The sequence below is a fragment of the Spiroplasma endosymbiont of Poecilobothrus nobilitatus genome (genome assembly GCF_964030655.1).
GTDB lineage: Bacteria > Bacillota_I > Bacilli_A > Mycoplasmatales > Mycoplasmataceae > Spiroplasma.
On record NZ_OZ034915.1, the window covers coordinates 687,250 to 703,307 of the forward strand.

Sequence of the window (16,058 nt, forward strand, 5' to 3'; positions counted from 1 at the left end):
TCTGACATGCAACCATTATATTTATTAGTAGCAAAACAAACAAATTCTATTTTATTAGCAACTAAAACTAGTACAAATCCTGATGCTAGTTATCGGAAGTTAAATAAAATTAGTAAATTACAATCAAATCTTAAAGAATCATTAATTAATTATCATGGCTTAGGTTTCACGAACATTCAAAATTATTTAAATCTCTGAAAATGAAAATACCAGCATAAAGGTTTAACGCCAAACCAACAATCATCGGCATTATATTTTAACGTATAAAAAAGTTAAATAACAATATTAAAAGTTTATATAATTTTCTTTTAAAGTTACCATATTGATGTTTTTTTTATTTCATCAAGAGTTTTATACAAAATTAAAAATAAATCTTGACTTAATTTTTTGTTTTATGTAATATTATATATGGATTGTATTCTTTGATACACTCGGATATGTGAAACAGAAAGGAGAAAGTTTAATGCCAACAATTAATCAATTAGTGCGTAAACCACGTAAAGATAAAGTGTGAAAAACAAAAGCTCCTGCTTTAAACAGGGGGCTAAACTCTTTACAAAAAAAACCTACTAATGTTACGGCACCACAAAGAAGAGGTGTTTGTACAAGGGTTGGAAAAATGTCACCAAAAAAACCGAACTCAGCATTACGAAGTTATACTCGTGTTCGTTTAACAAACAAATTAGAAGTAACAGCATATATTCCTGGTGAAGGACATAACTTACAAGAACATAGTGTTGTATTAATCCATGGTGGAAGGGTTAAAGACTTACCAGGGGTTCGTTACCATATTATTCGTGGTACTTTAGATACTGCTGGAGTTAATAACCGTCAACAAGGAAGATCACTATATGGAACAAAAAGACCAAAAGCTGCAAAAGCTTAATTAAACAGAAAGGAGGATTATTACGATGCGTAAACGCCAAGCAGAGAAAAGAGATGTTTTACCAGATCCAATTTATAGTTCAAAATTAGTAACACGTGCAATTAATAAAATTATGATTGATGGGAAAAGAGGAGTTGCTCAAACAATTTTATATGGAGCATTTGAGATTGTTAAAGAAAAAACAAAGACTGAACCGTTAGAAGCTTTTAATAAAGCAATTGAAAACATTACGCCACATTTAGAATTAAAAGTTCGCCGAATTGGGGGAGCTAATTACCAAGTTCCAATTGAAGTAAATGAAGATCGTAAAGTTACGTTAGGATTAAGATGATTAATTAATTATGCAAGATTACGTAATGAAAAAAGTATGATTGATCGTTTAGCAAATGAAATTATTGATGCTTCAAATGGAATTGGGGGAGCAGTTAAGAAAAAAGATGATACTCATAAAATGGCGGAAGCTAATAAGGCTTTTGCTCATTATCGTTGATAAAAAATAGAAAGGAAAAGAAAAATGGCAAGAAAATATTCTCTAGAAAATACGAGAAATATTGGAATTATGGCACATATTGATGCTGGAAAAACTACAACAACAGAACGCATTTTGTTCCATACTGGTAAAATTCATAAAATTGGTGAAACCCATGATGGAGCTAGCCAAATGGATTGAATGGCTCAAGAACAAGAACGTGGAATTACAATTACTTCTGCGGCAACAACGGCGTTTTGAAAAAATATGCGCTTAAATATTATTGATACTCCAGGGCACGTTGATTTTACTGTTGAAGTAGAAAGATCATTACGAGTGTTAGATGGAGCAGTAGCTGTTCTTGATGGACAATCAGGAGTTGAACCCCAAACAGAAACGGTTTGACGTCAAGCAACCACATATGGTGTACCACGGATTGTCTTTGTTAATAAAATGGATAAAATTGGAGCTGACTTTTTATACTCAGTAAAAACAATTCATGACCGTTTACAAGCAAATGCCCATCCAGTTCAAATTCCAATTGGAGCTGAAGACCAGTTTACAGGAATTATTGATATCGTTGAACGAAAAGCTTATCATTATGATGGAGCAGCAAACGAAGAAGCAAAAGAAATTCCAATCCCAGATGATTTAAAAGACTTAGTTGAAGAATACCAAATGAAATTAATTGAAGCAGCGGTTAACTTTGATGAAGAGTTAATGTTGAAATACTTAGATGGTAATGATATTTCAATTCCAGAAATTAAAAGTGCAATTCGTACTGCAACATTAACTGGTGATTTTTTCCCAGTCTTTTGTGGAAGTGCTTTTAAAAACAAGGGAGTTAAATTAATGTTGGATGGCGTAATTGATTATTTACCTTCACCACTTGATATTCCATCAATTAAAGGTGTTATAGAAGATGGGACTGAAGTTGAACGTCATGCTGATGATAGTGAACCATTTTCAGCATTAGCATTTAAAATTATGACAGACCCATTTGTTGGAAAATTAACATTTTTCCGTGTTTACTCAGGAGTGTTAAAAAAAGGAAGTTCTGTATTAAACTCAACAAAAGATAAAACAGAACGTATTGGCCGTTTGTTAAAAATGCATGCTAATAATCGTGAAGAAATTGAAGCTGTGTATGCTGGTGATATTGCAGCAGCAGTTGGTTTGAAATTAACAACAACAGGAGATACGCTTTGTGATGAAAAAAATGAAGTAATCTTAGAATCAATGGTTTTCCCAGAACCAGTTATTAACTTAGCTTTAGAACCAAAAACAAAAGCTGACCAAGAAAAAATGAGTTTAGCATTACAAAAATTAGCAGAAGAAGATCCAACTTTCTGAACATGAACAGATGAAGAAACAGGACAAACAATAATTGCTGGAATGGGAGAGTTACACTTGGATATTTTAGTTGATCGAATGAAACGTGAATTTAAAGTAGAAACTAATGTTGGAGCACCACAAGTTTCATATCGCGAAACATTTAAAGATAGTGCTGAAGTGGAAGGAAAATACATTAAACAATCAGGAGGGCGTGGACAATATGGGCACGTATGAATTAAGTTTGAACCAAATCATGATAAAGGATTTGAGTTTGTTGACGCAATTGTTGGTGGAAAAATTTCAAAAGAATTCATTGGTTCAGTTAAAAAAGGTTTAGAAGAGTCAATGCAAACAGGAAAATTAGCAGGATATCCAATGATTGATATTAAAGCAACATTATATGATGGGTCATACCATGATGTCGATTCATCACAAATGGCTTATGAGTTTGCGGCTAGTTTAGCTTTAAAAGAAGCAGCTAAAAAATGTAAACCAGTTATTTTAGAACCAATTATGGCTGTTGAAGTTACTGTTCCAGAAGAATACTATGGGGATGTAATGGGAAACTTATCTTCACGTCGTGGTCAAATCGAAGGAAATGATCAACGTGGAAATGCCCAAGTTGTAAAGGCAAAAGTTCCATTGTCAGAAATGTTTGGATATGCAACTGGCTTACGAAGCTTTACCCAAGGACGCGGAACTTATACAATGTTGTTTACACATTACCAAGAAGCACCAAAGTCAATTACAGAAGAAATTATTAAAAAAGCAGGAAAATAAACAGATTAATTATTACAAAATTGTTTAATCTACCATTACTAAAAAAAGATTGCAAAGTAAAAAGAATTAATTTACAATAGTTATGACATTTGTCTATTAATTAAAAATATAGGAGGAAAAGATTAAAATGGCAAAACAAAAATTTGATAGAAGTTTACCACACGTAAATGTTGGAACAATTGGCCACGTTGACCATGGTAAAACTACTTTAACAGCAGCTATTACAACTGTATTAGCTAAAAAAGGATTTGCAGAAGCCCAAAAATATGACAATATTGATAAAGCTCCCGAAGAAAAAGAACGTGGGATTACAATTAATACTTCACACGTTGAATATCGTACTGATAAAAGACACTATGCACACGTAGACTGCCCGGGACATGCCGATTATGTTAAAAACATGATTACGGGTGCTGCACAAATGGATGGTGCGATTTTAGTTGTTGCAGCAACAGATGGACCAATGCCTCAAACAAGAGAACATATCTTATTATCAAGACAAGTTGGTGTACCAAAAATGATTGTTTTCTTAAACAAATGTGATATGATGGATGGCGATACTGAAATGATGGATTTAATCGAAATGGAAGTTAGAGATCTATTAAGCGAATATGGTTTTGATGGTGAAAAAACACCAGTTATTAGAGGATCAGCTTTAAAAGCTCTTGAAAGTGATGCTCAATGAGAAGAAAAAATTATGGAATTAATGAACGCAATTGATGAATGAATTCCAGAACCAGAAAGAGATACTGCAAAACCATTTATGATGCCAGTTGAAGATGTTTTCACAATTACAGGTCGTGGAACAGTGGCAACAGGTCGTGTTGAACGTGGAATTGTTAAAGTTAATGAAGAAGTTGAAATCGTTGGATTAAAAAATGAAACTAAAAAAGTTGTTGCAACAGGTTTAGAAATGTTTAGAAAATTATTAGATGATGCTAAAGCTGGAGATAATGTTGGGGTTTTATTACGTGGAGTTGATCGTAGTGATGTTGAACGTGGGCAAGTTATTGCCAAACCAGGTTCAGTTAAACCACATAAAGAGTTTAAAGCACAAGTTTATGTTTTAACAAAAGAAGAAGGTGGGCGTCATACACCATTCTTCGGAAACTACCGTCCACAATTTTACTTCCGTACAACGGATGTTACAGGTTCAATTAAATTACCAAGTGGTGTTGAAATGGTTATGCCAGGGGATAATGTTGAAATGACAGTTGAATTAATTGCCCCAGTTGCGATTGAAGAAGGAACAAAATTCTCAATTCGTGAAGGTGGACGTACAATCGGTGCCGGAACAGTTGTTTCAATTAGTAAATAATAAAATTAAAAAATAACTCTCTTTGAGTTATTTTTTTATTAATTATAATTAATCTTGTTTTTATATTTTTTTCTTATATAATATTAGATAAGTTCTGAGAGGAGTAGTAACAATGGGATATAATCCAACAGTTAATAATGCGGAAGTTACAGCAACAAGTATTTTTTGAGGAAAATTCTTTGTATACATTTGATTTATTTTAATTATCCCAATTTTCTTATTTATTTTATCAAGAAATAATTTAATTAGAAATAAAGAAAAAATTGAAGAAACAGCTTCTGACATTGATGTTCAATTAAAACGAAGAATTGATATGTTAACAAAATTAATTGATAGCACAAAGAAATATATGAAATATGAAAAAGATACTTTAGCAGCAGTTGTTGAATTGCGTAGTCAAGCAAATAAAAACTTAAATGTTAAGGAATTAGAGCAAATTAATAATTCTGTTACAAGTCAAGCTGGTAAAATTAATGTATTATTAGAAAATTATCCAGATTTAAAAGCTAATAACAGTGTAAATGAATTACAAGAAGGAATTAGAGATTGTGAAGATAATATTGCCGCTGCACGACGTTTTTATAATTCAGCAGTTCGTGACTTTAATGCGAGTTTAAAAACATGGCCATCAAATGTTGCAGCAAGTTCATTAAAATTAAGTACATTCTTATATTTTGAAGCTAATGCTGCTGATCGTCAAGATGTTAATATAGATTTAGGCCAATAATTATTTTGGTTTAATTCTATTTTTTAATTAATTAAAAAAATATAAAAGGATAAAATAAGAATGATTAAATAAGATTTAGAAACAATTGTTGAACATGATTTTCAAATGTTAATACAAAAACATAAATTAAAAAATATTAATTTTAAATATTTTAAAAAACGGTATATCTTTTTGAATTTTATCTTAGTTGTTATTACTTTTTTCTTGTGATTTTTATTATTAGCAATAATTATGCAAATGCCAATTAGTTTTTTAAAAAAATTATTAGGTATAGGTATTGCTGGCAAAATTATTTTAGTTTTTAGTAGTTTAGTTACTTTAAGTTTAGGGATTTTATTATTTAAAAAGTATTATCAAGCAGCAAAATTACAAAAAATTATTATGCAAGAACTACCGTTTGAGAAATTTTATCAAATTGGTCTTAATACTTTGGCAAAAAAACAATATCAAATTGCTACTATTACTCAAAAATTTAATCTTTTTCCACGCATGGGAGTACCTAAAACGAAAGATATTAAAGAAGACTATGTTATTAATTTTTATGAAAATGATATTAATTACTCATTTGGAAAATTAACACGACGCGAAGTGATTGGTTGAGGTAAAGATGAAGAAGTTACTTATACGCGCGATATCCACATTTAACGCTTGATGTTAAACAAATGCCAGAATTAGTTGCTACAATTAAAACAATGCATACTTTCTTAAAAATTTTTAAAACAAGAGATAATACAACGTTAGAATCAACATAATTTGAAAAAATGTTTGCTGTTAATGCAAATGACCAAATTTTAATACGAAAATTATTAACACCAAAATTAATAGTTAATTTAATTGAGTTAGCAAAAGAAGAAGCAAAAATCCCAACAATGCACTTTGATGATGGATACTTGACAATTGTTTTCTTTAATTTTGTAGAAAACTCTTGATATTTATAAAATATACCTAAAATTAGGTATATTTTTAATATAAGAGGTGAATAATTAATGGAAAAAATAATTGAAGAATTAATAAATAGTTTAACAGATGATAAATTTTTAGAATTTCATGAAAAAGTCAAAAAAGAAGCAGAATTAATTAAAAAACAAAAACGTTTAAATGAAATTGATCAAAAATTTAGGGATAAAGGTATTAAATGTCCTAATTGTCAATCTTTTTATTGTGTTAAAAATGGTCATAATCCTGAAGGAAAACAAAAATATTTATGCAAAAAATGTCGTGCTAGTTTTGATGATTTTCGTGATAATTTTACGTATTGAAGTCATTTAAATTATGAACAGTGAAATTTATTGATTCAAATTTCATTATTAGGGCAATCTAGTAAAATGATTTCTCGCTTTATTAAAACATCGCCGAAAACCGCTTGATATAATCGCTAAAAAATAATGAAATCAAAACAATTAGAAAACACCCAATTAAAATTTAAAACGTTAAATGGCCAAATTCAAATCGATGAAACATTTATTAAAGAAATCCACAAAGGTAATTTTAAAGATAAATTTGATAAAAGAAAAATTCATCTTGATTCATTTTCAACCAACACTAAATGTTGTATTCAAATGGCTGTTGATAGCAATAATAATATTTATGTTAAATCAACCAACACAAAACGATTACAAAAACAGTGAATTATTGAAAATATTAATAAACAATTAATCAAAGAAAATTCAATTATTATTTCTGACATGCAACCATTATATTTATTAGTAGCAAAACAAACAAATTCTATTTTATTAGCAAATAAAACTAGTACAAATCCTGATGCTAGTTATCGGAAGTTAAATAAAATTAGTAAATTACAATCAAATCTTAAAGAATCCTTAATTCATTATCATGGCTTATGTTTCACGAACATTCAAAATTATTTAAATCTCTTAAAATGAAAATACCAGCATAAAGGTTTAACGCCAAACCAACAATCATCGGTATTATATTTTAACGTATAAAAAAGTTAAATAACAATATTAAAAGTTTATATAATTTTCTTTTAAAGTTATCATATTGATGATTTTTTTTATTTCATCAAGAGTTTTCTACAAAATTAAAAATTGTTTTTGATAATTATTTTGTTAATAGTTTTGATGACCCAAACTCGGATTTTATTTTATTGGAACTTATCAAGATATTTTGACAAATATTATTGATGTTATTCATCATGACTGGAATGGCAACACTTTTTAGGACACTTTTTATATAGACATTTGTTTTCTAAAAGTAACTGGAGATAAATAATTTAAACTGCCATGAATTCGAATATTGTTATATCAATGCACAAAATCAAAAAGTTCGTATTTTAATTGTGTTAAATTTTTAAATTTTTTACCCTTAATAAATTCAGTTTTAAAAGTTTTGTAAGTTGTTTCAGCCACAGCATTATCATAAGGGCAGCCTTTATTGCTTAATGATCTTTTAATATTAAAAGTTATTAAAATTTCATCAATGATTTTATTTTTAAACTCATTACCACGATCAGTATGAAATAGAGTTATTTGATTTAATGGTCGTGTTATTTTATGAAAAGATTGTTGGACCAGTTCGGCTGTTTTATTCGACCCAGCACTATAACCAATTATTTCAAGATTAAACAAGTCAATTAATAAACAAATATAATGTAATTTAGCGCCAACTTGAACATATGTTAAATCACTAACAATAACTTCATTAGGTTTTTTGTTGTTAAATTGACGATTTAAAATATTATTAATTTGGTCATTATTGACTGTTGTTTTATGATTATGATATTTTAATTTGGTGTATTTAGAAACCAAATTATTTTTGATCATAAAGAATCTGATTTTTCGCCGCGATAAGATGATATCTTTTCTGTTTAAAATAACTTTAATTTTGCGACTTTTATTAAAGGCACTGATAATTTCTTGTTCATAATTATTAACTTGCTTGTTAATACATTTATTAGTTTGATAATAATACGTTGATTTTGATAAACCCAAAATCTTACATATTTTTCTTACTGAATATTTTGTTTTGTTGTTATTAATTATTGTTATTTTTTGGCCATTATCAGTGCGGCTTGCTTTAAAATGTCATTTTCCATTTTCAAGTCTTTAAGTTCTTTTCGTAAAGTTATTATTTCATTTTCTTATAGTGTGCGATTGTCTTTTGCTTTAAATGAACCAGAATTATTATAATTTTTAACTCAACTATAAATAGTTAATTTTGGTAAATTATATTCTTGCCCTAGATTAATAACACTTTTACCATTTTTATATAGCATGACAATTTGTTTTTTAAATTCTTCAGAGTATGAAGTTTTATTTCCCATTTTTATATTCCTTCTTTCTTAATAATTTTATCTAATTTTGAAGTCTATATAATTATGGTCCTAATAATTGTAGCCTATCCAATTAAAACATTTATAGTGTAGTGTCATATTATATTTATTTACTATATTTCCATGATTAATATTTTTATTACAAAAATTACATTTAATTTTGCTATTCATACTTATCATCATCATCTATAAATTTATATATTTTTAGTTTCTGATTATTAAAGGTTTTTTTCTTTGTTTTAGCAATAATATTAGCTATATATCTTTTTTTAAATTGATAATTTTTATCTGATGGGCCAATTCCAAACAAAAAATATATTATTTCTTCATACGAACTATAAGTTCCTAAATAATTATCATCTCAGTCATAAATTACAAAAAATAATTATTTAATCTCATATTATTTTTTCTTCTTCTGTATTAAATAAATTTTCTTCTTCTGAATTGGTAAAACTAGTTTTATTGTTATCAATAACTTCTTTTTTATTTAAAACTGATAAATTTTCTGCTTGATTATTGTAGTTTTTAATATTATTTTTCGCTCTAACCTCTATTGCATTCTTCAATTCAATGCCAACAATATATCCTAATATCATTTTTGCACCATTTTCCATAATAAATTCTTCATACTTTTGACTTGGAAATAACCCTAATTTTAATTGATTTGAATATTTTGCATTATAAATAAGTTGCTTAGGAATTAATATGCTACAGCCTGGCGTAATTGGACTAATTATATTTCTACAAGTTAATGTATCAAATTCAATTAATCTAATATAATTTTTGTTTAAATATACATAAACCAATTTTTTCTTTATAAATATTAACACCACCAATCTAACAATTTTGCCCTGAACAAGGTGCTAAACTTGTTAAACAACTAGTTATTTAACTAATTATTTAACTTATTACTTAACTTGTTAATAAACTAGTTAATTAACTTGTTGTTATTAATTAAAATTGCACAATGAAAAACATTTGTTGCATTTTTTTTACCACAACAAATCAATATTTAGTTATTAACAAGCTTGCAATTTAACAAATAAAAAAGATTTACTTTTTCAGTAAATCCGTATCTTTGTTACTCGCCCAGAAATGTAAAAATTTTGCATTTTTTTATTTTTTGTGTATAATATTATTTTTTATTTTAATACTAAAAAACAATGAATGTATGATATAATTACTTTGTAATAAAATGAGTATAAAAGTGGCTAAACTAAATTTAATAAAACATATTAAGTTTTTTTGAATGGGGTAATCAGAAACAATGAAAAAAATTAGAGTACTAACGTTAGAAAAAAAAGGAATTTTAAAAAAATTCTTGTATCAGAATGAAGAAATTAAATTAGGTGATAAAATTGCTTTAATTGAAAATGAAAATGGTCAATCTATTATTACAGCCCCAATGGATGGAATTATTGTTAAGCCAATTAAAGAAGGCACTAAAATTAAACCCAATGCTGTTATTGCTAATTTGCTAACAACTGAAGATGAAATTGAAAAGTATTATTTCAAACGCCTTGAAGATAACGAATTTACTCGTTTAAATAAAAAAGGGGTAAAATTTTCGACAACAAAAAATGGTCAATTTGGGACAAAATGAAATGATGTTGAAGAAGATGATTATTCAGGAATTAGTATTACGAACGAAAATACTTTACATCCAACTTTTACGCCGCCTTTATTGAATCAACAACAAGTTTACAATAATGAAAACATTATTAATTCAAGAGCTGCATTAATTAATAAACAACAGCCATATGATACTTCGATATTATCACAAAATTTTAACCAAAATGGTGGGAGTCCCTTTTCTGAAGAGAATGCTATTAATAATAGTCCTTATTTTTCAACAAATATTGAACAAAATCAATCTATTAATTTTCAACAACAAAACAATATATCATCACAAAAACAACTTTTTGAACAACCCACTAAAATAAAACAAGAAGAACACAAACGATGGGATGAAACAGCATTATCTTTTGGTCCTAAGAAAACACGAAGATTATCATTTAAAAATTTAAAAATTGATGATAATGATATTATTAATAATCGAGAAAAAATTCCTTCAATTGATACAATTAAAAACCCAATGAATAAAGAAAGAAAAAGTGAGGCGAAGACAACAATGGTTAATATTCCTGTTTTGAATAGTAATATGTTTCAAGAAGGTAACTTTGAATCACAAATAAATAGTTTGAATCAGCCGCCTTCTCTTCCCAACCAAAATATTATAACGAATGCTATTCCAATTGGACAAACAAAATTAACAGAAGAAAATCAAGCAAAAGAATATGCAAAATATTTAGTTAATACAACAAAGCATCAAGATGAAGCACCAATTAATGCAGCAGCATTTTTTGGTTGTCAAAATGAAAATACTAGTTTTCGTAATCTTGTAAATAAACGTTGTGAGCAATTGCATAATAATAATGATTTTCATGAGTTATCATTAGAAAGTGATAATTCCAAAAATTCAATGGATTTTTTAGATGAAGATGGACGTCCTAAAATTTTACGTAATATTGTCCAAAGAAGAATGAATGATTTAATTAAAAGAAATGTATCACCAGAAGTACAAACTGGGTATAGTAGTTCTGCTTCTAATTATAATGACAATGTTAATACTTTTAAAACAAATGACAAAGAATTATCTGATGAAACTTATATTTCTGCTGATGGTTACATAATTGATCCAAATGAGTCAAATGAAGCGAAAGAAAAAAAACAAGGACATTTTTCCCCATTAAAATCTTATCGTGATCGTTTATATGAAAAATTAAATGATAATGGGCAACGAGAAAAAATTTTAAAAACAAGAAATCAACGAGAGTTAATTAAGAAAAGAATGGAACAAATTGCAAAAAGAAATGTTGAAGTTGATTCTGTTTTAGGAGGAATTAGTAATTATCAGCGTCCTTCTTTTGAAGAAGACGAATGACAATATAAAATATTAGATAATGAATATTATGATAATAATTCGCAGCAGAAAAAAACAAATGATGATATAGTTAAACCATCTTTATCATACGAAAAACAACAATCATCTAAGCAACTAACTCAACTTGAAAACAGTGATGAAAGTAACTGTAGTTTAAAAGGCACAATTGATAATAATGTAATGATTGAATTGGCAATTTTAAAAGAACGTTTAGCTAATCAAGAACAAAATAATCGTCAAAATGAATTATTACGAGAAATTCAAAGTTTACATCAAGTAAATAATAATAATAATAATAATAATAATACAGATGGAACAAACATTGAAAAAATGATGCAATATATGTTAATGCAACAAATGCTAAAAACAATGAATGAATCAGATACTGTTTTAAAAGAGATGTTAAAAGAATTTAAATTTAATAATAAACAAGGGCCTGAATCAAGAACTGAACATAATTGTGAAACACATAATTTACAAGTTAAAAAATTTAATTCCGCAGAAACTACAATTCCTAATACTTATGGAAACTTGGTGCAACCATTAAATAACAATTTAAATATTATTAATACTAATAGTCAAATTGAACCACAGGGATTAGAAACAAGAGAAGAAATTAAATCAACAAGATATCCTGCGATTCAATCAATGATTATGTCTCAAGCACATGTTCCACCATTAACAATTAATACTGAAATTGATATGTCAGCAATTATTGATCAACAACGAAAATTAAAAAATGCTAATGCTGACCATGGTGTTCGATTTTCAACAATGAGTTTTTTAGTAAAAGCAGTTTCGTTAGCTTTAAGTGAATATCCAAAATTAAATTCATATTATGATTCAAAAACAAATCAAATTGTAATTAAAAATTCACAACATATTGGGTTATCAACAGAAACTAGTGAGGGATTAGTTATTCCAGTTATTAAATTTGCTGAACGAATGAGTTTAAAACAAATTGCAATTAACATTCAAGAAACAATTGAACGTTTACGCCAAGGTGAATTATATGATTATGAATTAAAAGGAAGTACTATTACTATTGCCAACTATGGAATGGTTGGAGCAGTTAATGCAACACCAACAATTTTTTATCCTAATTCAGCAGTAATTGGTGTTGGGCGTATTGTTCGTAAACCAATTGTCATAAAGGGGGATAAACTAGTAATTCGTTCAATAATGAATCTTTCTTTAACAATTGACCAACGAATTATTGATGCTGCAGAAGCGGGGATTTTCTTAACACGATTAAAAGAAATCTTAGAATTGCCAGAATTAATTACGTTATCATAAAAAAATCTTATTAATTAAAAATTAACTTTAATTTTGTAGAAAACTCTTGATATTTATAAAATATACCTAATTTTAGGTATATTTTTAATATAAGAGGTGAATAATTAATGGAAAAAATAATTAAAGAATTAATAAATAGTTTAACAGATGATTAATTTTTAGAATTTCATGAAAAAATCAAAAAAGAAGCAGAATTAATTAAAAAACAAAAACGATTAAATGAAATTGATCAAAAATTTAGGGATAAAGGTATTAAATGTCCTAATTGTCAATCTTTTTATTGTGTTAAAAATGGTCATAATCCTGAAGGAAAACAAAAATATTTATGCAAAAAATGTCGTGCTAGTTTTGATGATTTTCGTGATCATTTTACGTATTGAAGTCATTTAAATTATGAACAGTGAAATTTATTGATTAAAATTTCATTATTAGGCCAATCTAGTAAAATGATTTCCCGCTTTATTAAAACATCACCGAAAACCGCTTGATATAATCGCCAAAAAATAATGAAATCAAAACAATTAGAAAACACCAAATTAAAATTTAAAACGTTAAATGGTCAAATTCAAATCGATGAAACATTTATTAAAGAAATCCACAAAGGTAATTTTAAAGATAAATTTGATAAAAGAAAAATTCATCTTGATTCATTTTCAACCAACACTAAATGTTGTATTCAAATGGCTGTTGATAGCAATAATAATATTTATGTTAAATCAACCAACACAAAACGATTACAAAAACAGTGAATTATTGAAAATATTAATAAACAATTAATCAAAGAAAATTCAATTATTATTTCTGACATGCAACCATTATATTTATTAGTAGCAAAACAAACAAATTATATTTTATTAGCAATTAAAACTAGTACAAATCCTGATGCTAGTTATCGGAAGTTAAATAAAATTAGTAAATTACAATCAAATCTTAAAGAATCCTTAATTCATTATCATGGCTTAGGTTTCACGAACATTAAAAATTATTTAAATCTCTGAAAATGAAAATGCCAGCATAAAGGTTTAACGCCAAACCAACAATCATCGGTATTATATTTTAACGTATAAAAAAGTTAAATAACAATATTAAAAGTTTATATAATTTTCTGGATAGGCTACAATTATTAGTGCCATAATTATATAGACTTCAAAATTAGATAAAATTATTAAGAAAGAAGGAATATAAAAATGGGAAATAAAACTTCATACTCTGAAGAATTTAAAAAACAAATTGTCATGCTATATAAAAATGGTAAAAGTGTTATTAATCTAGGGCAAGAATATAATTTACCAAAACCAACTATTTATAGTTGAGTTAAAAATTATAATAATTCTGGTTCATTTAAAGCAAAAGACAATCGCACACTAGAAGAAAATGAAATAATAACTTTACGAAAAGAACTTAAAGACTTGAAAATGGAAAATGACATTTTAAAGCAAGCCGCACTGATAATAGCCAAAAAATAACAATAATTAATAACAACAAAACAAAATATTCAGTAAGAAAAATATGTAAGATTTTAGGTTTATCAAAATCAACGTATTATTATCAAACTAATAAATGTATTAACAAGCAAGTTAATAATTATGAACAAGAAATTATCAGTGCCTTTAATAAAAGCCACAAAATTTATGGGGCTCGCAAAATTAAAGTTATTTTAAACAGAAAAGATATCATCTTATCGCGGCGAAAAATCAGATTCTTTATGATCAAAAATAATTTGGTTTCTAAATACACCAAATTAAAATATCATAATCATAAAACAACAGTCAATAATGACCAAATTAATAATATTTTAAATCGTCAATTTAACAACAAAAAACCTAATGAAGTTATTGCTAGTGATTTAACATATGTTCAAGTTGGCGCTAAATGACATTATATTTGTTTATTAATTGACTTGTTTAATCGTGAAATAATTGGTTATAGTGCTGGGCCGAATAAAACAGCCGAACTGGTCTAACAAGCTTTTCATAAAATAACACGACCATTAAATCAAATAACTCTATTTCATACTGATCGTGGTAATGAGTTTAAAAATAAAATCATTGATGAAATTTTAATAACTTTTAATATTAAAAGATCATTAAGCAATAAAGGCTGCCCTTATGATAATGCTGTGGCTGAAACAACTTACAAAACTTTTAAAACTGAATTTATTAAGGGTAAAAAATTTAAAAATTTAACACAATTAAAATACGAACTTTTTGATTTTGTGCATTGATATAACAATATTCGAATTCATGGCAGTTTAAATTATTTATCTCCAGTTACTTTTAGAAAACAAATGTCTATATAAAAAGTGTCCTAAAAAGTGTTGCCATTCCAACCACAACAATATGATTTAGTAATAGAATTTTATTAAAAAAGAAGATATATTACAATATATCTTCTTTTAATCTTTTATTTAGAAAATAACCGAATTGTTGACAATCGTTCTTTATATTTACTCATTTTAATCTCATAATTAGCTAATTGCTTTGGTGATAATAAGTCTAAATTTCGTTTTAACTCATACATTTGCATATAAAAGCGAATAACCTCAGCTTTAAGATAATTATTCCGCATAATTTGTTCTAAATAACCTGTTTTTGCTTTTAAACTTTTAACAATTTCTAAATAAATAATCTTTGTTTCTTGTCCACTTTTTTTACTAAGAAAACGAAAATTTTTACTAATTCAAGCTTCGGATGTGAATCATTCTAGTGTTACTTCTTCATTTTAATTAAAACAAGCTAAATGAATTTCTCGTTTCTTATCCTTTGTTCCCGCTCGGTAAAAAGCATCATTTTCTAAATCATCATATGTTAGGTTAGGTTAGCATTCATATCATATGCCAACATTGTTAAAAACATATGAAAAGTTTCACCTAATGTTTTTTTAACTTTAATTACCAGAATTAACTTTAAAATTCGTGATGCTTCACTATACCGCGAAACATACACTTGTTGATTAAATTTGCTATGATTATCATCATATTCTTTTTGTAAAGCAATTAGACGCTCTGAATT

The 16,058-nt window shown here is 27.1% G+C and carries 14 protein-coding genes and 3 pseudogenes; 14 read left to right on the forward strand and 3 right to left on the reverse strand.

Annotated features, from left to right (window positions below; all coding sequences use genetic code 4):
• The first annotated feature begins 6 nt into the window (after positions 1–6).
• The 10 genes from AAHM76_RS03965 to AAHM76_RS04010 all read left to right on the forward strand — a co-directional run bounded on the left by AAHM76_RS03965 (position 7) and on the right by AAHM76_RS04010 (position 7,461).
• Positions 7–267: a hypothetical protein gene (locus tag AAHM76_RS03965; RefSeq protein ID WP_342256777.1), complete on the forward strand. Its 261-nt coding sequence runs from the start codon at positions 7–9 to the stop codon at positions 265–267.
• Between the two features lie 196 nt (positions 268–463).
• On the forward strand, positions 464–886 hold the full coding sequence (rpsL, locus tag AAHM76_RS03970) for a 30S ribosomal protein S12 (RefSeq protein WP_342256778.1): 423 nt from the start codon (positions 464–466) through the stop codon (positions 884–886).
• 25 nt (positions 887–911) lie between these two features.
• Entirely contained in the window at positions 912–1,379 is a 468-nt protein-coding gene (rpsG, locus tag AAHM76_RS03975) for a 30S ribosomal protein S7 (protein WP_342256779.1), read from the forward strand.
• Between the two features lie 21 nt (positions 1,380–1,400).
• Positions 1,401–3,470: an elongation factor G gene (fusA, locus tag AAHM76_RS03980; RefSeq protein WP_342256780.1), complete on the forward strand. Its 2,070-nt coding sequence runs from the start codon at positions 1,401–1,403 to the stop codon at positions 3,468–3,470.
• Positions 3,471–3,597: 127 nt separating this feature from the next.
• Positions 3,598–4,788 carry an elongation factor Tu gene (gene tuf / locus AAHM76_RS03985; RefSeq protein WP_342256781.1) on the forward strand — a complete coding sequence of 397 codons (1,191 nt, stop codon included), beginning with the start codon at positions 3,598–3,600 and terminating at the stop codon, positions 4,786–4,788.
• A gap of 112 nt (positions 4,789–4,900) precedes the next feature.
• Positions 4,901–5,515 carry a LemA family protein gene (locus AAHM76_RS03990; protein WP_342256782.1) on the forward strand — a complete coding sequence of 205 codons (615 nt, stop codon included), beginning with the start codon at positions 4,901–4,903 and terminating at the stop codon, positions 5,513–5,515.
• A gap of 231 nt (positions 5,516–5,746) precedes the next feature.
• Complete coding sequence (locus tag AAHM76_RS03995) at positions 5,747–6,160, forward strand: hypothetical protein (RefSeq protein ID WP_342256783.1); 414 nt, start codon at positions 5,747–5,749, stop codon at positions 6,158–6,160.
• Positions 6,161–6,276: 116 nt separating this feature from the next.
• Positions 6,277–6,453 (forward strand): DUF3137 domain-containing protein, encoded by a 177-nt coding sequence (locus AAHM76_RS04000; RefSeq protein ID WP_342256784.1) that lies wholly within the window; start codon positions 6,277–6,279, stop codon positions 6,451–6,453.
• 48 nt (positions 6,454–6,501) lie between these two features.
• Positions 6,502–6,894 carry an IS1/IS1595 family N-terminal zinc-binding domain-containing protein gene (locus AAHM76_RS04005; RefSeq protein WP_342256785.1) on the forward strand — a complete coding sequence of 131 codons (393 nt, stop codon included), beginning with the start codon at positions 6,502–6,504 and terminating at the stop codon, positions 6,892–6,894.
• A 6-nt stretch (positions 6,895–6,900) separates the two neighbouring features.
• Entirely contained in the window at positions 6,901–7,461 is a 561-nt protein-coding gene (locus tag AAHM76_RS04010) for a transposase (RefSeq protein WP_342256786.1), read from the forward strand.
• Positions 7,462–7,704: 243 nt separating this feature from the next.
• Here the strand turns inward: AAHM76_RS04010 and AAHM76_RS04015 are convergent.
• Both AAHM76_RS04015 and AAHM76_RS04020 read right to left on the reverse strand, forming a co-directional pair.
• Positions 7,705–8,798, reverse strand: a pseudogene (locus AAHM76_RS04015) (IS3 family transposase).
• 398 nt (positions 8,799–9,196) lie between these two features.
• Entirely contained in the window at positions 9,197–9,421 is a 225-nt protein-coding gene (locus AAHM76_RS04020) for a hypothetical protein (RefSeq protein WP_342256787.1), read from the reverse strand.
• A 653-nt stretch (positions 9,422–10,074) separates the two neighbouring features.
• Here AAHM76_RS04020 and AAHM76_RS04025 point away from each other — a divergent pair.
• The 4 genes and pseudogenes from AAHM76_RS04025 (at position 10,075) to AAHM76_RS04035 (ending at position 15,346) form a co-directional block, all read left to right on the forward strand.
• Positions 10,075–13,047: a 2-oxo acid dehydrogenase subunit E2 gene (locus AAHM76_RS04025; protein WP_342256788.1), complete on the forward strand. Its 2,973-nt coding sequence runs from the start codon at positions 10,075–10,077 to the stop codon at positions 13,045–13,047.
• 251 nt (positions 13,048–13,298) lie between these two features.
• Positions 13,299–13,355 (forward strand): annotated as a pseudogene (locus AAHM76_RS08500) (hypothetical protein); the annotation flags it as partial.
• A 102-nt stretch (positions 13,356–13,457) separates the two neighbouring features.
• On the forward strand, positions 13,458–14,114 hold the full coding sequence (locus tag AAHM76_RS04030) for a transposase (RefSeq protein WP_342256789.1): 657 nt from the start codon (positions 13,458–13,460) through the stop codon (positions 14,112–14,114).
• Positions 14,115–14,234: 120 nt separating this feature from the next.
• Positions 14,235–15,346 (forward strand): annotated as a pseudogene (locus AAHM76_RS04035) (IS3 family transposase).
• A gap of 104 nt (positions 15,347–15,450) precedes the next feature.
• Here the strand turns inward: AAHM76_RS04035 and AAHM76_RS04040 are convergent.
• Positions 15,451–15,615 (reverse strand): hypothetical protein, encoded by a 165-nt coding sequence (locus AAHM76_RS04040; protein WP_342256790.1) that lies wholly within the window; start codon positions 15,613–15,615, stop codon positions 15,451–15,453.
• Positions 15,616–16,058: the final 443 nt, after the last annotated feature.